The sequence below is a fragment of the Vreelandella alkaliphila genome, assembly GCF_016107625.1.
Classification (GTDB): domain Bacteria; phylum Pseudomonadota; class Gammaproteobacteria; order Pseudomonadales; family Halomonadaceae; genus Vreelandella; species Vreelandella alkaliphila.
Window position 1 is genome coordinate 277,807 of record NZ_JABASV010000002.1, and the last position, 19,895, is coordinate 297,701.

A 19,895-nucleotide genomic window follows, 5' to 3' on the forward strand; every position below is an offset into this window, starting at 1 on the left:
TGAAAATGTGAGCGCTGTGCGGCCAATTGACACGTAGATGTTATTGGCGTCGGATAAAACGAGTACTAAATCAATTAATAGCTCTGACGTTGCGTATTAGTAATGCAAGATCGATACACTGCGCACCAGCGCTGTCACCTGCTTACCTACAGCGAGTTCCATCTCATCTGAGGATTTGCGAGTTAAGCGTGATCTAAGGTGAATAGAGCCAAGGCTCAAAAGCAGCTCCACCGAGTGTGGGCTGGTGGGCAACGTTTCCATTTTTTCAATGGTAGCCGCGAGCTGATTACGGTAGCTGGTGTCCTTTGTCGGTGAGAGTGCCAAGGCAATATCCCGCGCAAAGATACGTACGCGCAAACGGCTGCCGATAGGCGCTGATATACCCGGTATTATTAATTGGTGACACTTATCAAGCGCAAGATTAGTTAGCTGGTATACATCGTCATGTTCGACAACTCGACCTTCGATAATCGAGGCAGCATCGAACCCTCCCAGCTCCTCGGTTAAATCAAAGCGCTGCAAAAGATCATGCAATGGATCGCTAGCGATAACGCGCCCCTCTTTCATCAGTACGAGATGATCAGCAATTGCAGAGATCTCTTCGGGGTCGTGGCTGACGTAAATCACCGGGATTTGAACCTGGCGAGTCAGTCGCGCAATGAAGCGCAATAGCTCTTGCTTACGTGGCCCATCCAATCCGGAGAGTGGCTCATCCATTAGCAGTAGCTGAGGGTCGCTCAGTAGTGCTCTGCCTATGGCGACCCGGCGTGCTTCGCCGCCCGAAAGGGTACCCGGTATCCGAGCTAGTAAATGTCCGATGCCAAGCAGTTCGACAATCTCATCGAAGCGGTGAGCTGCTCGTTCAGGCATGCCGTAGGTAAGGTTGCCTCGCACTCGGTAGTGAGGAAAAAGACGCGCCTCCTGGAAAACAACGCCAATGCGCCGTTGATGAGCGGGTACATTCTGGCGCTGTTGGGTGTCTAGTAGCACCTGATCGCCGAGTTGAAGTTTGCCTACGTCGGGTGTGTCCAGGCCTGCAATAATGCGCAACAGGCTGGTTTTGCCACTTCCTGATATGCCAAAAATACCGGTCACGCCGCTAGCGGGCAGCGTTAGCGATGCTTGCAGCTGGAAGTTGCCAAGACGCTGTTCGACAGAGAGCGATAGCGATGAAGTGGAAGAGACGTCGGGGGACGCTGGACTAATAGGCATCACGTTCCTGTAAACGCTGTTGGGTGCGGCGCGCTAGCCATTCAGAGGCAATTAACGAGAGCAGGGCAATAATGATGGCGAGAAAACATAGCCGTGCGGCAGCGGCTTCCTGACCGGGCGTTTGAATTAGCGTATAGAGTGCTAGGGGCAAGGTGCGCGTTTCACCAGGGATATTAGAGGCGAAAGTGATAGTGGCACCGAACTCTGAAAGCGCGCGAGCAAAAGCCAGCACGGTACCTGTTAATAGGCCGGGGATCGCCAGCGGCAATGTGATGGTGGTGAATACCCTCCAGCGACTAGCGCCTAGCGTGCTGGCAGCCGCTTCGAGTTTGGGGTCAACGGCCTCAATGGATAAGCGCAGAGCCCTCACCAGTAGCGGAAACGCCATTACGCCGCTAGCAACGGCTGCCCCTTGCCAAGTAAATGGCAATGATACGCCTAAGTTGCTGTAAAGCCATTGGCCAAACACCCCTTGCCTGCCCAAGCCAATTAACAGTAAATACCCCACAACCACGGGCGGCAGAACCAGTGGTAAGTGTATTAAACCATTGACGAATGCTTTCCCGCGAAAATGATAGCGGGCTAGCCACCAAGCGACGGCAATGCCTGGAGGCAATATCCATGCAACCGCCGCTAAGCCGATCAGTAAACTTAGACGAATAGCCTCCCACTCCGCTGGAGAAAGCGTCACGGTGCACTGATGCTTGTGTCAAAACCGTGCTCGGCAAAGATAGCGAGGGCTTCTTCACTGGCTAGCCACTCCCGTAGCGCCACGGCAGCAGCGTTTTGCTCGGCATCAATCAGGGCAATGGGGTACGTAATGGAGTCGTGGCTAGCGGCTGGAAATAATCCAAGTACCCTGACGGCTTTGCTGGCAAAGGCATCCGTTTGATACACCACACCGATGGGTGTTTCTTCGCGCTCTACCAGTGCTAACGCCGCGCGCACATCATTGCCACGGGCTAGACGCGGCGCCAGGGCTTCCCATTCGCCCAGTGTCTCCAGCGCTTGCTGGGTATAGATACCGGCCGGTACATGGTCAGGGTCTCCCACGGATAGACGGTCGCGCTCGCCTAATAGCGTTTCAATAGCGATGCCTTCCCCTGGGGTGAATTGCATTGGCACGCTATCGCTGGCACTGACTAGTGCCAATCGGTTTTGCAGTAAATCCCTACGTTGCTGAACATTGATGTGCTGATCTTCAATCCAATCCATCCACGTCACATTCGCGGAAAGAAATAACTGTGCGGGACTGCCGCTGGCAATTTGTCGAGCAAGGGTAGACGACGAAGCATAAATCGCGGTCACATCAACGTCATTATGTGTTTCATAAACCGCAATGGCATCGTTTAGGGCATCGGTCAGCGACGCAGCGGCCGCAACGTGCACATTGTCGCTTGCGAGCGCTGATGCCGTCGGAAGGCTAAATAGAATAACGCTGGCAAGCAGGCGATTGTTCACACCGAAGTTAAGCATTGTTTTATTCCGCTATTTCCACATGGATATAGCGGAGGTTAGCGAATACTCAGCGCGTGTTCAATGACAAATAACGCGTGGCTGGATGGTGATCAATCATTGTCGCGCTCGGCATCATCAGAAGGTGACAGAAGCGCTAGCAGTGCTTTGGCATCGTCAGGCGTTGCCATCACAAACTGCTTTTCCAGTGCTCGGTAGTGGGTAAGTACTTGTTTACCCGTCTCGGTTAGGTGTGCTCCCCCCCGTGCATTTCCACCGGAACTTGTGACTACCAGTGGCGATAAAAAATAGCCGTTCATAGTTTCGAGCAGTTGCCAGGCTTTTTTATAACTCATGTTCAGCGCGCGGCCCGCCGCGGAAATTGAGCCGGTTTGATCAATCATTTCCAAAAGATCAGCTTTGCCAGGGCCAATCACCACGTCGTGGTTTAACGCTAAGCGCAGTTGGAAGGTAGGGGAAGGGTGGTGGGTGCGTGTCATTGTTGAACTCTGCTGATGACTATGTGCTTATCAGTTTAGCAACGATACAGTACCCAACGCTTACCATTTAGCGATCGGCAAAGAATAAGTCGCTGCTTAGGTTAACGAGGCTAGAGCCTTTTAACAGCGTTGAAGGTTGCTCTGATTTGGTGCGCTTATCCGTTTTTGTGTTCTTTTTTGGTGCTAAAAGTCGTTGGTAGCTAACAATCTAAAGGCTTAAGTTATTGTGTCGACAAAGAGACGTGGTTTTTCACCATTTTGGCGCATTCCTTGCATTTCAAGTTGAAATATTGACCAACAGGAAGCGATAGCGCCCATGACTCTGTGTGAACTTGCGACACCTGCTGCTGGCTCAGGCCATCGCTTTGATGGCGAGCGCCACTGGGCGGCATCGCTGGCGCTGCGTTTTGCTAACCGTGAGGGTATTACCCGGTTGGTGCAGGCTCGTCACCAAGGGCCGCTACGAGTACAGCGGCCGTTTTACCCAGAAGGCAGCACGGAAGCTTGCCATGTGTACGTGCTGCATCCTCCCGGTGGTTTAGTCAGTGGCGATGCCCTGACGATTCGCGCCCACATCGAGCGTGGTGCTCATGCGCTGCTCACCACGCCTGCGGCTAACAAGCTTTATAAAGCGGACAGTCAGGGCGTCGCCTGGAACCAACAGACTGAACTTAACGTGGCAGATGGCGGCACCCTTGAATGGCTGCCTCAGGAAACCATTGCCTTTGATGGCTCCAAAGGCACTCAGCGAACGCATATTGCGTTGCATCGCAGTGCCCGCTGCCTGGGCTGGGAAATCATGGCGCTAGGCCGCCCCGCCAGTGAAATTCCCTATGTGACAGGCCGCATTGAGCAGCACTTTCGTTTAACCCTAGATGGCAAGCCGCTGTGGCTTGAACGCCAACCATTAGACCCTGCACATCCGCGTTTTAATGGGCGCTGGGGGCAGGGGGGCGCCACAGTGCAAGCCACGCTGTGGGCGGTTGGTTTAGAAGATGCCGGTGCGGCGATTGATGCACTACGTGAAGCGCTGCCGGACAACCCGCGTTGGGCGGTCACCGTTCGCCAGGGCGTACTGTTATTACGTTACCTCGGAAACTCACGTAATGAAGCCTGGGCGCTGTGTGAGCAGGCTTGGCATTTACTGCGCCCGCGTTGGATCGCTCGTGCCGCCCACACGCCGCGCATCTGGTTAACCTAAACGTTATGCAGCAGGTACTAAATAAGTTATTACCACTAATGCAAATGAAAACCTTTTGCATTAAAATGGCAGTTTGTGACCTGCACCGAGATGCACCATGCTGCTCAACGTCTTATCCTCTTCCTATTGGCTGCTGATCTTACGCATCCTGGCCGCGACGCTTGGCGGCTATATCGTTGCTGCACTGTTCTCGGTGGCAGCGCTTGGCTTACCGCTAGATATCATGATGTCTCTGCGTATCGGAATGATGGGGAGCTTCATTATTTGGGCGGGCGTGGCGACTTGGTCATTCATCACGCCGAGTTTGATACGCCTTTGGGGGGCTATCGGTCTCGCCACTTGCGGCCTTCTATTGGTGGCTACCTATGGCATCCACTAAGCGCAGCGTGAGGCGTAATATGGCTCAGCTGCACACATGGTGCGGCTTGTTAGCTGCTTGGCTGCTGTTTGCTGTTTTCCTGACGGGCACCCTGAGTTACTTCAAAGAGAGTATTTCGTTATGGATGCAGCCCGAACTACCGAGTGTCGCCGCGAACGCTGAGTGGGACAACCGACGCCTAGCGGATTACTGGCAGCACTATCTTACTGAACATGCTTCCTCAGCGAGAAGCTGGCAGATCACCTTCCCTAACGAGCGCGAGACGGTCTCGACAGCCGTCTGGTTTGGGCAGGATGGGAGAGAGCAGTCGGTACTTGACCCAACCACTTTGTCGTTGGTTACTCCGCGAGAAACGCGTGGGGGGGATTTTTTCTACCGATTCCATTTTCAATTGCATCACCTCCCCGCCGTCTATGGCCGCTGGCTCATTGGTATCGCCACCATGATGATGTTCGTGGCAATCATTAGCGGCGTGATAACCCATAAAAAAATCCTGCGCGACTTTTTTGCTTTCCGGCCCCAAAAGGGCGCCCGTAGCTGGCTTGATGCGCACAATGCATTTTCTGTGTTAACGCTGCCTTTTCAGCTAATGATTACCTATACCGGCTTGATAACGCTCATGTCGCTCTATATGCCTTGGGGAGTAGAGCGCGCCTTTCCCGATGCTGACGCGCGTCGCCAAGCGACCAGTGAACTGCATGCCTTTCCCCTCTCTGACTCAGCCACGGGGCAGCCTGCAGCGTTATATGCCCTTAGTGAACTGGTCGATGATGCTGAAGCGCATTGGCAGAAGCCGGTGCAGTCCTTAAGGGTTAGCCACCCGGGTGATGCAGGTGCGCGTGCCGTGGTTTGGCAAAGTATCCACGAGGCGTTATCTGCGCACCGCCCACAACGTATCTATGAGGCCAGTTCGGGCGCCTTGTTAGCAGAAACTCAGTCGCAACGTGTCGATGAACAAGCACACGGCGTCATGGTGGGGCTACATGCAGGTCGTTTTGCTAACTGGGGCATGCGCTGGATCTATTTTGCCTTGGGCGCTGCTGGGTGTGGCATGGTGGCAACCGGGCTACTGCTATGGACGTCAAAGCGTAAGCATAAGAAGGGCAGTGTGGTGGGGATCTGGTGTGTCGAGCGGCTTAATATAGCCACGCTGGCCGGCATGCCGATTGCCGTATTGGCCTTTTTAGCCAGCAACCGACTTTTACCGGTGGCGCTTAGTGGTCGTGCCCAATGGGAAATCTATTTTTTCTTTGCCGCCTGGCTGCTGGCGTTGCTACACGCTGTTTTAAGACGCTCGGCCTCGCAGGCGTGGCGGGAGCAGTTAACTCTGATCGTTATCTTGTTACTGTGCCTACCAACGCTGAATCTCTTGGCCCCTTCCTATCGTGTTCTAGGTGAGCTTGCCGCAGGTAATTGGCAGCGTGTTAGCGTTGACCTGATGTGTTTGGTCGGCGCGCTGATCATCGTATGGCAGATGAAACGAGCCGCTAAAAAAGCGAGCACCCGTGTGCAGACTATTCAGGTGGCGTCATGATGCTCCTCACGATTCTGGCACTCTGTACACTGGGTTTTGCATTAATTGCGCTATCGGATAGCCGCCATCGACGCCGTTGTGGCCTTAAGCCTGCTCAACAAAAGCCTTGGTTCTGGGCGGGCAGCGCGATACTCGGTTGGCCGCTTTGGTTGGCGATGGAAACCTGGAGCACAGGGCTGGCAATAACGCTATGGCTTGGTTGTCTAAGCATCTCGGCGGGAGTGGTATTTCTTGGTTTGGCGATGTTTGAGCGCTTCCGCCAGCAGCCGTAATTACCCCCGCCGCTGGCGATTTAATAAATAAACCAAATAGATACCGCCCAGCCCAGCCGTTAAAACACCGACGGGTAACGCCCCAGAAGGCAATGAGTACTGAGCCGCTAAGTCTGCCGCTAATAGCAGCAGGGCTCCGACCACGCCTGCCGCTAAAGGGAGCGGCCCAGGCTTTCGCCAAAGGCGTAACGCCAACTGGGGTGCGGCAAGGGATACAAACGCAATCGGCCCTACCGTCGCGACCGCGCCACCTGCTAGAAAAGCCCCCATTAAGGCACTTAATAAGCGTGAGGCTGCTAGATTAACGCCGAGGCTTTTGGCGACGGGGTCGCCAAGCGCCATAAGGCGCAGCTGGGGCGCTATCAGCACAATACCGGGCAGTAACAGCAAACACAGGCCAAGCATTGGCCAAAGATCGTGCCACTGGCGTCCTGCTACGCTACCGCTAAGCCAAATCATTGCGTCTCGCGCTTGCTCTTGGCCCAGCCAGGTCAAATTTAGCTGCACGCCTGCTAGGGCTAAGGCATTGATAGCGATGCCAGCAATAATCATTGAAGAGGGGTGGCGAAAACCGCGCCCAGAGCCGCTATAGACCGCCAGCGTGCCGATGATCGCACCCAGCGCGGCCCCCGTTGTGGTAGAGACAATGCCCACCAGCCAACTGCTTGCCAGCAGTGCTCCCAGGCTAGCGCTGGCGGTAAGGCCGATAATATCGGGACTACCTAATGGGTTACGGGTGATGCCTTGAAACAGGGCACCCGATACGCCTAGCGCAAAGCCAGCACACAGCGCGACGAATGCCCGTGGTAAGCGCAGCGTAAACGCCTGCCACTGTTCAAACGGTGTCGCATTACCTTGGATAAGGTGCCCAAGCGCTTCCTTGCTAAGCCCTTGGCTTCCTAGCATGAGAGAACCCAGTAATAGCCCTAAAGCGATAATGCTGGCCAACACGTAGGGAGCTAAAGCGCGGGGTGGCAAAAGACAGGGTGGTAAAATACGGGGAAGTAAAAGGCAGGGGGATGGCAGTAACGTATTCAAGCGTTTCATCATGTTTCACACACCGCGCTGGTTTATGCGCAGAGCAACTAGCAGAAATGGCGCGCCTAGCAGCGCTGTCAGAATCCCTGTCATGATTTCAGAAGGGCTTAGCAAAAGGCGTGCGAGCAGGTCTGCCACTATCATCATTAGAGGGCCCATCACTAGCGCGATGGCAAGTTGCCAATAAACGTAATGACCAGCAATTTTTTTGGCCAATAACGGCACGGCTAAGCCCACGAAGGCGATAGGGCCCACCGTGGCGGTTGAAATCGCCGCTAGCAACGCGCTACCGCTCAGCACCGCCAGCCTTAAACAACCCGCACTCAGCCCCAGCGCTTTGGTCACGCCGTCACCCATTTGCAGGACGTGCAAAAAGCGCGGGAGGATAAACGACAGGCCTAGCCCGACCGCTATCCAGCCCAATAGCCGCTGGGCTTCATCTAGCGTATGCCCATTGATGGACCCAACGATCCAGAAGCGATAGTTGGCAAATAAGGCGGGGTGAGTAAGGGTGATGGCTTGTACGTAGGCAAATAGAACGGCGTTAAGCGCCGCCCCTAACAGCAGCAGGTGTGATGGGTCATGCTGGCGATAAGCGCTCTGAACGCCGACTAAAACAGCCACGCAAAGCGCGCCAGGTAGCGCTAACCAAAAAGCGCCTGCAGGCAGCGAGCCAAGCACCAAACCAGCGGTTACCAGAGAGGCGGCTGCGCCTGCATTGATGCCTAGAAGCCCAGGCTCGGCAAGCGGGTTGCGGGTTAAATTTTGGAGCAGCGTACCGGCGACAGCAAGCGCCGCGCCGGTAGCGATGGCGAGCAGTGTGCGTGACAGGCGTGCTTCCACTAAGTCGTTGGCGTAGCTGGGGCCTGCCGCTTGAAGCGCCCGCCATACTTGATAAGGGGAAAGGTGTTCTGCTCCCACCGAGAGGTTGACCCAGCCAAACAGCAGCACCGCCCCTATTAGCCCTGCCAGCCAGCGTGTTCGTTGCCGTAAAGAGGGAAGTAGACCGTTCATACCCGCTTCAGCATTCATCGCCGCTCAGCTGCCTCGGCAAGGCGTGGCAATAGCCGCTCGATCATCCATTGAGTCGCTAGTGGTGAACCGGCAGAACTAGCAACGATTAATGGTTGATCGGTCAGCGCCAGATAGCGGCCATCTGAAATGGCTGGCAACGAGGCAAAAAGCGGTAGCTCAGCCACTCTATCGCGCTGCTCTTCGCTGTGATACCAAGAGACCACTAAATCGACATCTTCGAGCATGGGAAGATGTTCAAAACCTAGGTAGTGCGCAAAGTGATTGCCGCTTGGCGATAGGCCTTCAACCGTTGGTGACAAGAGAAGCCCAAGGCCTGTCAGTGTGCCAACGCGAGGGTCGTCTGCTAAATACACGGAGACGTTTCCGGAGGCTGGGTCGGGCCGAACATAAGCAAAAGTGGTCTCCGCAAGACTTGGATAAGACTCGCCTGCAGAGCTCAGCGATGTGTCGAGATGACGTATTAAGGCAGCGCCTTGTTCCGGCACGCCAAGCGCTTGTGCAATACGTTCAATCTGCTCATCGACAGAGGTGAGATAAGGGCGCTCTGGGTAAGCGACAATGGGTACCAGCGGCGACAGCAGATCGTAAATGGCGTCTGGAACACCACTGGAAGGCGCCAGAATTACATCCGGCTCCAGCGCGAGCAGTGCTTCAACATCCAGCTCGGGGTATTGGGTAATCGTTGTGGGGAGCGGCGTTGCCTGTGCTTCCAGAGCATCTCGTACCCATGGCCAATAGCCGTCCTCATCGCCGCCCCACTCCGCACGGCTGACCCCGACCGGCACCACGCCAAGTGAAATGGCAATATCATCAGCGCCAACGCCAAGGGTGACGACGCGCTGCGGTGGCTCGTCAATGGTGGCTGTTCCCAGTGGGCTTGGGATGACAACGGGAAACAGAGAGGTATCAGCCACTGCCCCCATCATGGGGGCAGCCGCAATTAACAGCGTGATGAATGAGCGCAGCATCATTAGCTTCTCACCAATCCCAGTTGATTGACATGACGGCACTACGCGGTTCGCCAAGCCAATACTGGCTGTAGAAACCAATTTGCTCGTAGTAGTCCTTGTCAAACACGTTGTTGATGTTCAGCTGCGCGCTTAATTGATCGTTGAAGCGATAGCGTGCCATCAGGTCAGCAACGGCGTAAGCGTCTTGCCCAACCTTAACTTGGCCATTGGGGCTAGATGTGTTCCGCCAAATATCGCTTTGCCAACGTGCCCCGCCGCCCAGTGTTAAGCCACTCCATGCGCCCGGCAGTTGGTAAGTGGTAAACAGTTTTATCTGTTGGCGCGGATGGGTCGTGTTGGTACGCTCGCCGTCGGAATTTTCTGCATTGGCTAGGGTGTAGCTGGCGCTCACATTCCAGCCCGAGGCCACTTCGCCAATCAATTCGACCTCTACGCCATTGACCTGATTACCATCAACACTGCGGTGGGCGGACGTTCCAGGCTGGCCGATCACATCAACGCCAGGAATAGCTTCGGCCACACCGTTTTGCTCTGTTCTAAACAGTGCAATGCTGCTATCCAAGTGGCCGTTCAGAAGGGTTGCCTTAGCGCCCAGCTCATAGCTGCGACCCTGAATAGGGTCAAGCAGAGAGCCATCCTCACGGCGGGCATTCTGAGACTGGAAAATCTCGGTATAACTCGCGTAAACAGAGGCGTAGTCATTAATATCGTAAATAATGCCCGCATAAGGCGTTATTTCGTTGCTGTATCGGTATTGCCGCTCAGACCCATAGTAAGTCTGATCCAATTCCCAATCGCTCAGGCGTGCGCCAACAATGAGATTAAGCGGATCACTCAACGAAAAGCGCGACACCATATAGCCGCCGCTTTGCGTTACCTGCATATTATCTGAGCTGCTGAATTCCCCCCACTGAGGCTTGGCCACCACACTGTCTCGCCAATTAAAGTAACTGCCCGCGGAAGGCGGTGTGCCAACCGGGGTGGCCAGTTTTATCTCAAAGTCATCTTCGTTATGCATCCAGCCAAAGCCCAGCTCATGTTGGCGGCCAAATAAGCTGAAATCACCTTCGGCTGTAACGTTCACGGTTTGCTGAGTGCGGTTGCCGCGGTAATTCAAGAAGGAGCTGGACATACCAAGGCCTGTCTCCCTGTCTGGGAAACCGCCGCGATAAAGGTACTCTAGGCCATAGTTACCGTCGTTATGGCTAACGGCGGCGCGTAACGTCCAGCCGTTATCCAGTTGGTGGCTAAGATCAGCGAACACGCGAGTGGTCTCGTTGTAAAACGTTGACCAGTGGGTGTTGTTTGATGCGCTGCGGTCAAAGTCCGTTCGGCTGCCGTCAGCATAAAAAGCCGGGACACTGGCCCCTGCGCCAACCGTCTCGTTGTGCTGATATTCAACCCCTACGGTTAATTGAGTCGCGGGGGTAAGCTCGCTACTGATAACACCGTAAAGTGTCTCATGGTCATCTTCGAGATGAGAGATAAAGCTATCGTTCTGGCCTTTGGCCACGACCAAACGGGCCCCTGTCGTGCCATCGCTGCTTAACGGTACAGACACATCCGCGGTGGCGCGGCGACGATCCCAGCGGCCGATGCCTGCGGAAACAGACGCAGCCGCTTCGGACAACGGGCGTTTGCGAATAAAGTTAACGCTTGCCGAGGGTTCGCCAGCGCCGGTCAATAAACCGGTTGCCCCGCGCACCACTTCAACACGGTCATAAATCGCCGCATCCCAGTCGGTATCGCCAAAATTCCAAAAACCGCTGAGCGGAATGCTGAGCCCGTCAAACTGCACGCTACGGATTGAGAAACCACGCGCGGCATAGCTAATTCGGTTGCTGTCAGCTCGGCTTGGCGAAACGCCGGGTACTTGAGCTAACACATCACCGCCTGTCTGTGCCGCACGGTCGTCGATCTGCTGGCGAGTAATAACACTTGTTGATTGGGGCGTCTCGCGTGGCGTTAATGACAGCCCGACCGCACTGCGGCTAGCGGGCACTGTGTAGCGTTGAGTGCCTTCACTGCTGGTGCTGAGGCGCTCACCGGTCACTAGCAAATTGTCCAATGTTTCGTCAGGAGCTTCAGCAAAGGCAAGCAAAGGGTAGGCAAGAATAAGAGCAGTGCATGTTGATCGATATAACAATGGCATGGAGCGGTTTTCCAAAGTGGATGTTGCTAGTAGTTAATATTTCATAATGAGAATTATTCCACTTATGCTGGGCGGGCGGTTATGCCCGCCGCGCAATTGATTATGCGCAAACGTCAGCCGTATCGTTTTAGGAGCGTTTAAGGGAACTTTCCGTCAAAGCACCCGGCGAGATACCGTAGTTTTTCTTGAAAGCAGTAATAAAGTTGCTGGCATGGCGGTAGCCGCTTAAATGTGCCGCTTGTTGAACGCTGTGGCCGCTCAGCAGCAGCTCGCGGGCTAGCGCAAGCCGACGCTTGCGCAAATAGTCGATGGGCGCTAGGCCGTAAGCCATCTTGAAATGCCGCATTAGCGTACTTGGGCTCATGGCCGCGCGATCCGCTAAGCGTTGCAGCGTGTGGTCAAACGACGGCTCTTCATCCAGCCAGCGGCGTATTAGCGCCAAGCGCTGTCGATACAGTGCGCCACTGTCAGCCGTATATGGCGAACGGCAGTCCAGCCCCTGGGCGATGATTTGCAGTGCCAGCCCTTGAAAGCGCATGCGTTGCGACTCAGCGCTACTGGAAGCACAGCACGCTTCATCGATGGTGAGCTGTAATCCAGGACTGAGCTGCCAGACATGGGGGGAAGTCGATGAAATGTAAGAACCATACCAAGCCTGCATCGCTGGTGCGTCGAGCGATAGGCATAGCGTGCGAAGCCGTTGATTAGCAGGATGAAAAGCGCTTAGCGTTAAACCTGTGTCCAGCCTTAGCCAGCAAGCTTCCCCTGCCGTTATCCAACGCTTTTGGCCATCAATATCGAAATGTGCGCAGCCCTCTAACATCACCACAATCAGCAGGTCGGTATTGCCCTTAGAGAACGATTGATAAGGTCGCAGCACATCCAAATCGGAAATAAAAAGCTCCACACCCGCCGCTAGACTAACTTCTTCTACATGCCCTTGGGCGATCGATGTTTTCGGCGTGCAAGCAGCGCTGGAGGTTATGGGAAAGCAGTAATCGATACTGTATCGGCGTCCGTAGCCTAAAAAATGATCAACGGTATAGCGGGTGCTAATGGTCACGTGGTGTGTCTCAACCTGGTGTAGAAATAGAGGCTCAACAAAAGCCTTATTTAAAAGACGCTCTTAAATAGTAATGTGTTTTATTTCTATTTGATAGTAAATGCTAAGTGGGAGTTTTGTTGCACTGTTTTGGTGCGATTAAAGGATTGGTTAATTGGCGTGGTGCAATTTTGGTGCGAATAAAGGAAAGTCGGTATTTTTCAAGCTATTGAATAATAATGACTATTTTTTCTATTCACCATTTTGGTACGGCGGTTGCGCTGCATTGCTTCAAATAGGCGTGCTCGGTTTCGATAGTCTGGGAGCGTTGTTCCAAATCCTGCACCGTCGTTTCTGTTGAGCGCTCCCACTGATCGAGCCAATGGAGCCCCCATGGAACTGACCCCACGAGACAAAGATAAGCTGCTGCTATTTTCTGCTGCCCAGCTTGCCGAGCGCCGCAAAGCACGCGGCCTAAAGCTTAATTACCCCGAGGCTGTCGCGCTGATCAGCTTTGAAATTATCGAAGGTGCCCGTGACGGCAGAAGTGTCGCCGACTTAATGAGCTACGGCCGTGAAATCCTTAGCCGTGATGACGTCATGGATGGCGTGGCGGAAATGGTGGATGAGGTGCAGGTAGAAGCCACCTTTCCGGACGGCACCAAACTTGTGACCGTTCACACGCCAATCAACTAGTCGTCAGCAACCAGGAGGCTGCCATGATTTCCGGCCCAATGATTCCAGGACAGTACCAGTTAAAAGACGGTGATATTGAGCTATGCGTGGGCCGCGAGCGGATTAGCGTCGAAGTGGCCAATACCGGCGACCGCCCCATTCAGATCGGCTCTCACTACCACTTCGCTGAAGCCAACCCCGCGCTGGTATTTGATCGTAGCAAATCCCGTGGCTTTCGCTTAGATGTGGCAGCGGGCACCGCGATTCGCTTTGAGCCAGGCCAGACCCGCGAGGTCACGCTAATTCCCTTCGTTGGTAAGCGCGAAATTTACGGCTTCCGTGGCGATGTGATGGGTACGCTCGATGGAGATAAACAATGAAGCCGGTTAACAAAATCAGTCGGCAAGCCTATGCCGATATGTATGGCCCCACTGTGGGCGACCGCGTGCGCCTGGGCGATACCGAACTGTGGATCGAAGTGGAGCAAGACGCTACCCACTACGGCGATGAGGTGAAATTCGGCGGTGGTAAGGTCATCCGCGACGGCATGGGGCAAAGCCAGCGTAACGACGCCACGGTGATGGATACGGTGATTACCAATGCGCTGATTTTAGACTGGTGGGGCATTGTTAAAGCCGATGTCGGCCTGCAAAACGGGCGCATTGCCGCGATTGGCAAGGCAGGCAACCCCGACACCCAGCCCGATGTAGATATAGTGATTGGCCCCGGCACTGAAATTATCTCAGGCGAAGGCAAGATTCTCACCGCTGGAGGTATCGACGCGCATATTCACTTTATTTGCCCCCAACAGGTAGAAGAAGCGCTGATGAGCGGCGTGACCACCATGCTGGGAGGCGGCACTGGTCCTGCAACGGGCTCTAATGCGACAACCTGCACTCCCGGTGTCTGGCATATTGGCAAAATGCTGCAAGCGGTGGACGACCTGCCGATGAATATTGGCCTGTTGGGTAAAGGCAACGCCAGCTTGCCGGAAGCGTTGGAGGCGCAGCTGGAAGCCGGTGCCATGGGGCTTAAACTCCACGAAGACTGGGGCACCACGCCTGCTTCCATTGATACCTGCCTCAGTGTGGCAGAAAAGTATGATGTGCAGATCGCAATCCACACCGACACACTCAACGAATCCGGCTTTGTGGAAGACACCCTGGCGGCGTTTAAAGAGCGTGGCATTCACACCTATCACACCGAAGGGGCAGGCGGCGGTCACGCGCCGGATATCCTGACCGCCTGCTCAAAAGAGTACGTGCTGCCGTCTTCCACTAACCCGACGCGGCCTTATACGGTTAACACCATCGACGAACACCTGGACATGTTGATGGTCTGCCACCACTTGGACCCCAACATTCCCGAAGATGTGGCCTTTGCTGACTCACGTATTCGCCGTGAAACGATCGCCGCCGAAGATATTCTCCACGACTTGGGCGTGATCTCGATGATTGCCTCGGATTCCCAAGCCATGGGGCGAGTGGGCGAAGTGGTCTGCCGTACCTGGCAAACGGCCCATAAAATGAAAGTGCAGCGCGGTTTATTGCCCGAAGATGAAGCATTGGGCGCTGATAACCTGCGCGCCAAGCGTTATATCGCCAAATACACTATTAATCCCGCGATTACCCATGGCATTGCCCATGAGGTGGGCTCCATCGAAGTTGGCAAACTGGCTGATTTAGTGCTCTGGAAACCGGCATTTTTCGGTGTAAAGCCCTCGCTGATTTTAAAAGGCGGCATGATTGCAGCGGCGCCCATGGGCGACCCCAATGCGTCGATTCCCACGCCTCAGCCGGTGCATTATCGCTTTATGTTTGGGGCGTTTGGAAAGGCCGCCAGCCAAACGCGGCTCAACTTCGTGAGCCAAGCGGCGATTGACGCAGGCATTAAAGAGCGGCTGGGCCTGCAGAGCACGCTTTCCGCCTGTAAAAACGTACGCGGCGTGCGCAAAAAAGATATGAAGCTCAACGACGCCTGCCCAGAACTCACCGTCGACCCGCAAACTTATGAAGTGCGCTGCGATGGCGAGCTACTTACCTGCGAGCCCGCCACCGAACTGCCGCTAGCCCAGCGTTATCACTTGTTTTAATTGGGGCTATTTCATTTAGGTAGAGGTGACGGGGGTAGGCCGTAGAGAGGGTCTTTTGCCATGGCCGGAAAATGTTCCCTACATTTCCGGCATTTCCTCCATCCATGGAGGTCAGGTGGCAAAAGTAGCGTACAGGGATGTATTCACAGCGCCCTCTCGTAGGCCTACCCCCGGCACAGCCGCATAGATAGCGAAAGGACGGTAGAGATGCTGAAACTGATAGAACGTTTAGGGCCGGTGGAAGAGCGTGCCGCCAGCGACACGCTGACACTACCCTTCGAACTGCGCATTCGCGGGCGCTTAAAAGCCCAAAGCGATAGCGGCCGCGAGCTGGGGCTGTTTCTAGACCGTGGCCCAGTGCTGCGCGATGGCGAAGGCTTAAAAGCTGAATATGGCGAAGTGGTGCGCATACGCGCTGCCATCGAGCCGGTGGTGACCGCGCGAGTCAGTACTGGCCTACCCCTGGCACGGCTGGCATACCACTTGGGCAACCGCCATGTACAGCTGGCGCTGGGCGAAGATGAAAAGGGTGGCTGGGTGCGTTTCCCACCCGACCATGTGCTAGAAGAACTGGCGGAACTACTGGGGGCTGAGCTTGAGCACCACAACGCCACCTTCGATCCAGAACCAGGGGCCTATAACCAAGTAGGTGGCGGTGGGCACTCTCACGGACATTCTCACGGGCATTCTCATGGTCATGGGCACTCCCACGACCACGCTCATGACCACGCTCATGACCACGACCATTCACACGCGCATGAGCATCATCATGCCCACTGAGTATGCCGCACCAGAAAGCCATGACTTAGCCCTGCTAGGGCTAATGCAGCTGGTCAGCCCCGCGCTACCCATTGGTGCCTTTGCGTTTTCCCAGGGGCTGGAAAGTGCCTTTGAACTCGGCTGGGTAAGTGATGAGAAAAGTCTGGCTGAGTGGCTTTCGGGCGTACTGGAAGATGGCCTAACCCGCTGTGAACTGCCGCTGATCGCGCGCTTTTACACTGCCCTTGAGCAGCATGACAGCGATGCAATCGCTCAGTGGGACGAGTGGTTGGCGGCCACCCGCGAAACCGCTGAATTAGCCGCTGAAGATAGCCGCTTGGGTGCTTCGCTCAAGCGCCTGCTGGGCAGCCTGGATTTATTACCCCGCCAGGATGAGCGAAGTGAAGGCTTTCAGCCGCCTTTATTACCTGCCCATGCAGGCTATGTGACGCTATTTAGCTACGCCGCTTTTATGCGCCGTGTGCCCCCGCGCCAAGCGCTATTAGGGTTTGGCTGGGCGTGGCTGGAAAACCAGCTGGCAGTGGCCTGCAAAGCACTTCCCCTGGGCCATACCGCCGCCCAGCGGGTGATTGAACAGCTGCGCGGGGAACTGGTGGCGGCCGTCGATCAGGCACTATTGCTGAAAGATGATGACCTTGGCCCGGTACTGCCCGGCGTGGCGCTGGCAAGCGCTCTGCACGAAACACAATATTCACGCTTGTTTAGAAGTTAAACGCTTATGAGTAGGAGATGACAATGACGCACTGTTTACGTGTAGGTGTGGGTGGCCCGGTGGGTTCCGGCAAAACGGCACTGCTTAAGCAGCTTTGTTCGGCACTACGGGATTACTACGATATCGCTGTCGTAACCAACGACATATATACCCGTGAAGACGCCGACTTTCTGCTCAAGCACGATGCGCTGCCTGCTGACCGCATCTTAGGTGTGGAAACCGGCGGTTGCCCGCATACCGCCATTCGCGAAGATGCCTCGATGAACCTGGCGGCCATCGATGAGCTACACGCTCGCCATCCAAAACTAGAGCTGGTACTAGTGGAGTCCGGCGGTGACAACCTCTCTGCGACGTTCAGCCCCGAGCTTTCTGACCTCACGCTTTACGTGATTGACGTTTCCGCAGGCGATAAGATCCCCCGTAAAGGCGGGCCAGGCATTACTAAGTCAGACCTGCTGATTATCAACAAAATCGATATTGCCGAGCAGGTTCATGCATCGCTTGAGGTGATGGAGCGGGATTCGAAGAAAATGCGCGGCGAGCGTCCCTTTGTGTTTACCAATCTTTACGACGGGGTAGGTCTTGAAGAGATCATCCGCTTTATTCTCGACAAAGGCATCCTGGATGAGCGTCGGCCCCAGGCAGCAACGGCATAAGCGTTGTGATGCGAAAATCGCCCCCAATAAAAAACTGCCCTGCCCCAATAGGGGGCAGAGCAGTCAAAAAGACGTGGCTAGCGGCTTGCTAAAACGGGCCGTCCTTGGCCACCACACCCCTACAGTGAGCGGATAGGGCAAAGATAACCTTAACGCAGGTTATGAAAGTCCTATTTAGCGACGTTAATTCGCTGTTCATAAACAAAAAACACGAGAGATGGCTCAAGTCGACACAGGTTAGGTCGATAAAGAATGCATAAAACTACTAAAAATTCTTCCGATGACCTACTGAGAAACACTTTATGGCTACTCCTCCTTCTTCGACTCCGCAAAAACGAAGCCTTAGCTTACAGGCTAAGGTGTTGACGCTTGTCCTACTGCCACTTTTCATAGTGACAGCAGGGTTAGTCGCGTTTAATGCCTATGAGCGCATTCAAAACACCCGCGAGACGCTGGCGAATCAGCGTGAGGTGCTGATTGAAGAGCGCCGCAATGCAGTGCGCGACATTGTGCAAATGGCGACGTCCGCTATTTCTCCTATTTATGAGCAAGCAGGTGTTAATGATGAGGAAGCCAAACAGCAGGTAGCAGAGCTCGTGCGCGCCATGCGCTTTGAAGGTAATAACTACGTTTTTATCTACGACTTCGATGGTAACAATATCGTGACGGCCCCTGCGCCAGAGCGTGAAGGTACCAACATGATGGACGTAAGAACCCCAGACGGAAATTACCTTATTCGCGATATTCTTCAGGTTGCCAAGAACGGTGGCGGTTTCCATAGTTACTTATGGGAGTACCCAAGCACCCGGGAGATTGAGCCGAAGCACTCGTATGTAGAGAGTCTAGAAAAGTGGGGCTGGATGATCGGTGCCGGGGTTTACGTCACTGATGTTGATGCAGTTGTCGCAGAACTTGAGGCGACCGCTAACGCGGATCTAGGCCAGTCTATCCTGTTCGCTATTTTGTTGGGTGCCGCCTTATTTCTAGCAGTGGCGCTGCTCGCATTTGGTTTTGTGCGTCGCACCGTCGGGCCGATTAAACGCACCGCCAGCGCTATGCATGATATCGCTCAAGGCCGTGGTGACCTTACCCGCCGCCTAGCGGTAGAAAGCAATGACGAGGTTGGTAACCTAGCGGTTCAGTTCAATGCCTTTGTCGAGCGCATGCAGGAAACCCTGCGTGATGTGCGCCGTAGCACCATGAGTGTTTATCATTCGGCGGGGGAAATTTCCCATAGCTCCGAGGAACTGGCCACCCGTACCGAGCAGGCCGCTGCCAACCTGCAAGAAACGTCAGCTTCCATGGAAGAAATTACCTCGACCGTGAATCACAGTGCAGATAATGCCCAGCAGGCCAATCAGCTGGTGCAGTCCACTGCTGAAGTAGCTCACCATGGTGAAGAAGCCATGGGACAGGTCGAGCGGACGATGCACGATATCAACGACTCGGCGACGCGTATCAGCGAAATCATCACCATGATTGATGCCATCGCTTTCCAAACCAACATTCTGGCGCTTAACGCCTCGGTGGAAGCCGCACGGGCGGGTGAACATGGCCGTGGCTTTGCGGTCGTCGCGCAAGAAGTACGCACACTGGCTAGCCGCTCTAGCAACGCGTCAAAAGAGATTCGTACGCTGATTGATAGCTCTGTTAAGCACACCCACACCGGTGCCGAGCTAGTACGTAAGGCGGGTGCGACGATGCATGACATTGTGGAAAGTGTCTCCAAGGTGACCGATGTGATCGGTGAGATTACGGCGGGTGCCAAGGAGCAAAGTAGCGGTATTGGCCAGATCAACACCGCCGTCGCGGAAATGGATACCATGACCCAGCAAAACGCTGCCATGGTGCAGGAATCCACCACAGCTGCTAGCAACATGCGCCGTCATGCCGAGCACCTTAATGAGCTGATTAACACCTTTGTGCTTGGCGACGATGAGCCACAAGCTTCATCGACACGGCCAGCGTTAAACCAACCGCGTCAGTCTCTGCCTTCTAGCACACCAAGTGCGCAACAGGCGCTCAAGCGCCCTGTGCTCTCTTCTAAGCCTGCTCCGGTTAACGCTGGCGAAGACGACTGGGAAGAGTTTTAAGCCTAACGCTATGCTCCTGCTGGCTGAAAATACGCCTTGTTAAACAGCCAGCAGTAGCAAACACGCCCAGTAGACGAAACGTCGTCGAAAAAAACG

The 19,895-nt window shown here is 54.7% G+C and carries 20 protein-coding genes; 11 read left to right on the forward strand and 9 right to left on the reverse strand.

Going from position 1 to position 19,895, the window contains the following annotated elements:
* Positions 1-96: 96 nt before the first annotated feature.
* The 4 genes from modC to JFC11_RS04480 form a co-directional block, all read right to left on the reverse strand.
* Entirely contained in the window at positions 97-1,212 is a 1,116-nt protein-coding gene (gene modC, locus JFC11_RS04465) for a molybdenum ABC transporter ATP-binding protein (RefSeq protein ID WP_198348803.1), read from the reverse strand.
* Positions 1,202-1,903 (reverse strand): molybdate ABC transporter permease subunit, encoded by a 702-nt coding sequence (gene modB / locus JFC11_RS04470; protein ID WP_198348804.1) that lies wholly within the window; start codon positions 1,901-1,903, stop codon positions 1,202-1,204. The genes modC and modB overlap by 11 nt, the downstream gene beginning before the upstream one ends.
* On the reverse strand, positions 1,900-2,688 hold the full coding sequence (modA, locus tag JFC11_RS04475; protein ID WP_198348805.1) for a molybdate ABC transporter substrate-binding protein: 789 nt from the start codon (positions 2,686-2,688) through the stop codon (positions 1,900-1,902). Before modA ends, modB begins: the two co-directional genes overlap by 4 nt.
* Before the next feature lie 92 nt (positions 2,689-2,780).
* Positions 2,781-3,167, reverse strand: coding sequence for a winged helix-turn-helix domain-containing protein (locus JFC11_RS04480; RefSeq protein ID WP_089040353.1), 387 nt, complete (start codon positions 3,165-3,167; stop codon positions 2,781-2,783).
* Between the two features lie 316 nt (positions 3,168-3,483).
* Between JFC11_RS04480 and JFC11_RS04485 the strand changes: the two genes are divergently transcribed.
* The 4 genes from JFC11_RS04485 to JFC11_RS04500 all read left to right on the forward strand — a co-directional run bounded on the left by JFC11_RS04485 (position 3,484) and on the right by JFC11_RS04500 (position 6,553).
* The gene (locus tag JFC11_RS04485) at positions 3,484-4,368 is read left to right on the forward strand and encodes an urease accessory protein UreD (RefSeq protein ID WP_198348806.1); all 885 of its coding nucleotides are present in this window, start codon (positions 3,484-3,486) and stop codon (positions 4,366-4,368) included.
* Positions 4,369-4,465: 97 nt separating this feature from the next.
* Positions 4,466-4,747 carry a hypothetical protein gene (locus JFC11_RS04490; RefSeq protein ID WP_198348807.1) on the forward strand — a complete coding sequence of 94 codons (282 nt, stop codon included), beginning with the start codon at positions 4,466-4,468 and terminating at the stop codon, positions 4,745-4,747.
* 19 nt (positions 4,748-4,766) lie between these two features.
* Positions 4,767-6,281: a PepSY-associated TM helix domain-containing protein gene (locus JFC11_RS04495; protein WP_198348808.1), complete on the forward strand. Its 1,515-nt coding sequence runs from the start codon at positions 4,767-4,769 to the stop codon at positions 6,279-6,281.
* Positions 6,278-6,553, forward strand: a complete 276-nt coding sequence (locus tag JFC11_RS04500; protein WP_083007594.1) for a DUF3325 domain-containing protein — start codon at positions 6,278-6,280, stop codon at positions 6,551-6,553. Before JFC11_RS04495 ends, JFC11_RS04500 begins: the two co-directional genes overlap by 4 nt.
* Here JFC11_RS04500 and JFC11_RS04505 read toward each other — a convergent pair whose 3' ends face one another.
* The 5 genes from JFC11_RS04505 to JFC11_RS19135 all read right to left on the reverse strand — a co-directional run bounded on the left by JFC11_RS04505 (position 6,554) and on the right by JFC11_RS19135 (position 12,812).
* Complete coding sequence (locus JFC11_RS04505; protein ID WP_198348809.1) at positions 6,554-7,603, reverse strand: FecCD family ABC transporter permease; 1,050 nt, start codon at positions 7,601-7,603, stop codon at positions 6,554-6,556.
* Positions 7,604-7,606: 3 nt separating this feature from the next.
* On the reverse strand, positions 7,607-8,623 hold the full coding sequence (locus JFC11_RS04510) for a FecCD family ABC transporter permease (protein WP_198348810.1): 1,017 nt from the start codon (positions 8,621-8,623) through the stop codon (positions 7,607-7,609).
* A complete protein-coding gene (locus tag JFC11_RS04515; RefSeq protein ID WP_198348811.1) occupies positions 8,620-9,597 on the reverse strand; it encodes an ABC transporter substrate-binding protein in 978 nt (325 codons plus the stop codon). Before JFC11_RS04515 ends, JFC11_RS04510 begins: the two co-directional genes overlap by 4 nt.
* 7 nt (positions 9,598-9,604) lie before the next feature.
* On the reverse strand, positions 9,605-11,749 hold the full coding sequence (gene fauA / locus JFC11_RS04520; RefSeq protein WP_198348812.1) for a TonB-dependent alcaligin siderophore receptor FauA: 2,145 nt from the start codon (positions 11,747-11,749) through the stop codon (positions 9,605-9,607).
* A gap of 127 nt (positions 11,750-11,876) precedes the next feature.
* Positions 11,877-12,812 (reverse strand): helix-turn-helix transcriptional regulator, encoded by a 936-nt coding sequence (locus tag JFC11_RS19135; protein WP_198348813.1) that lies wholly within the window; start codon positions 12,810-12,812, stop codon positions 11,877-11,879.
* Positions 12,813-13,184: 372 nt separating this feature from the next.
* On the opposite strand from JFC11_RS19135, the gene JFC11_RS04530 reads away from it, so the two are divergent.
* The 7 genes from JFC11_RS04530 (at position 13,185) to JFC11_RS04560 (ending at position 19,799) form a co-directional block, all read left to right on the forward strand.
* Positions 13,185-13,487: an urease subunit gamma gene (locus tag JFC11_RS04530; RefSeq protein ID WP_009723133.1), complete on the forward strand. Its 303-nt coding sequence runs from the start codon at positions 13,185-13,187 to the stop codon at positions 13,485-13,487.
* Positions 13,488-13,525: 38 nt separating this feature from the next.
* Positions 13,526-13,846, forward strand: coding sequence for an urease subunit beta (locus tag JFC11_RS04535; protein WP_198348903.1), 321 nt, complete (start codon positions 13,526-13,528; stop codon positions 13,844-13,846).
* Positions 13,843-15,558 carry an urease subunit alpha gene (ureC, locus tag JFC11_RS04540; protein ID WP_198348814.1) on the forward strand — a complete coding sequence of 572 codons (1,716 nt, stop codon included), beginning with the start codon at positions 13,843-13,845 and terminating at the stop codon, positions 15,556-15,558. Before JFC11_RS04535 ends, ureC begins: the two co-directional genes overlap by 4 nt.
* Before the next feature lie 207 nt (positions 15,559-15,765).
* Positions 15,766-16,338: an urease accessory protein UreE gene (locus JFC11_RS04545; protein ID WP_198348815.1), complete on the forward strand. Its 573-nt coding sequence runs from the start codon at positions 15,766-15,768 to the stop codon at positions 16,336-16,338.
* Entirely contained in the window at positions 16,328-17,050 is a 723-nt protein-coding gene (locus tag JFC11_RS04550) for an urease accessory protein UreF (protein ID WP_198348904.1), read from the forward strand. The genes JFC11_RS04545 and JFC11_RS04550 overlap by 11 nt, the downstream gene beginning before the upstream one ends.
* Before the next feature lie 23 nt (positions 17,051-17,073).
* Positions 17,074-17,706 carry an urease accessory protein UreG gene (gene ureG / locus JFC11_RS04555; RefSeq protein ID WP_198348816.1) on the forward strand — a complete coding sequence of 211 codons (633 nt, stop codon included), beginning with the start codon at positions 17,074-17,076 and terminating at the stop codon, positions 17,704-17,706.
* Positions 17,707-18,008: 302 nt separating this feature from the next.
* Entirely contained in the window at positions 18,009-19,799 is a 1,791-nt protein-coding gene (locus tag JFC11_RS04560) for a methyl-accepting chemotaxis protein (RefSeq protein ID WP_198348817.1), read from the forward strand.
* The last annotated feature ends 96 nt before the right edge of the window (positions 19,800-19,895 follow it).

What these genes read in the sequence shown, in the direction of transcription:
- modC (WP_198348803.1), bottom strand. Translation starts at nt 1,212, where the DNA reads ATGCCTATTAGTCCAGCGTCCCCCGACGTCTCTTCCACTTCATCGCTA.
- modA (WP_198348805.1), bottom strand. Translation starts at nt 2,688, where the DNA reads ATGCTTAACTTCGGTGTGAACAATCGCCTGCTTGCCAGCGTTATTCTA.
- JFC11_RS04480 (WP_089040353.1), bottom strand. Translation starts at nt 3,167, where the DNA reads ATGACACGCACCCACCACCCTTCCCCTACCTTCCAACTGCGCTTAGCG.
- JFC11_RS04485 (WP_198348806.1), top strand. Translation starts at nt 3,484, where the DNA reads ATGACTCTGTGTGAACTTGCGACACCTGCTGCTGGCTCAGGCCATCGC.
- JFC11_RS04490 (WP_198348807.1), top strand. Translation starts at nt 4,466, where the DNA reads ATGCTGCTCAACGTCTTATCCTCTTCCTATTGGCTGCTGATCTTACGC.
- JFC11_RS04495 (WP_198348808.1), top strand. Translation starts at nt 4,767, where the DNA reads ATGGCTCAGCTGCACACATGGTGCGGCTTGTTAGCTGCTTGGCTGCTG.
- JFC11_RS04500 (WP_083007594.1), top strand. Translation starts at nt 6,278, where the DNA reads ATGATGCTCCTCACGATTCTGGCACTCTGTACACTGGGTTTTGCATTA.
- JFC11_RS04505 (WP_198348809.1), bottom strand. Translation starts at nt 7,603, where the DNA reads ATGATGAAACGCTTGAATACGTTACTGCCATCCCCCTGCCTTTTACTT.
- JFC11_RS04510 (WP_198348810.1), bottom strand. Translation starts at nt 8,623, where the DNA reads ATGAATGCTGAAGCGGGTATGAACGGTCTACTTCCCTCTTTACGGCAA.
- JFC11_RS04515 (WP_198348811.1), bottom strand. Translation starts at nt 9,597, where the DNA reads ATGATGCTGCGCTCATTCATCACGCTGTTAATTGCGGCTGCCCCCATG.
- fauA (WP_198348812.1), bottom strand. Translation starts at nt 11,749, where the DNA reads ATGCCATTGTTATATCGATCAACATGCACTGCTCTTATTCTTGCCTAC.
- JFC11_RS04530 (WP_009723133.1), top strand. Translation starts at nt 13,185, where the DNA reads ATGGAACTGACCCCACGAGACAAAGATAAGCTGCTGCTATTTTCTGCT.
- JFC11_RS04535 (WP_198348903.1), top strand. Translation starts at nt 13,526, where the DNA reads ATGATTCCAGGACAGTACCAGTTAAAAGACGGTGATATTGAGCTATGC.
- ureC (WP_198348814.1), top strand. Translation starts at nt 13,843, where the DNA reads ATGAAGCCGGTTAACAAAATCAGTCGGCAAGCCTATGCCGATATGTAT.
- JFC11_RS04545 (WP_198348815.1), top strand. Translation starts at nt 15,766, where the DNA reads ATGCTGAAACTGATAGAACGTTTAGGGCCGGTGGAAGAGCGTGCCGCC.
- JFC11_RS04550 (WP_198348904.1), top strand. Translation starts at nt 16,328, where the DNA reads ATGCCCACTGAGTATGCCGCACCAGAAAGCCATGACTTAGCCCTGCTA.
- ureG (WP_198348816.1), top strand. Translation starts at nt 17,074, where the DNA reads ATGACGCACTGTTTACGTGTAGGTGTGGGTGGCCCGGTGGGTTCCGGC.
- JFC11_RS04560 (WP_198348817.1), top strand. Translation starts at nt 18,009, where the DNA reads ATGGCTACTCCTCCTTCTTCGACTCCGCAAAAACGAAGCCTTAGCTTA.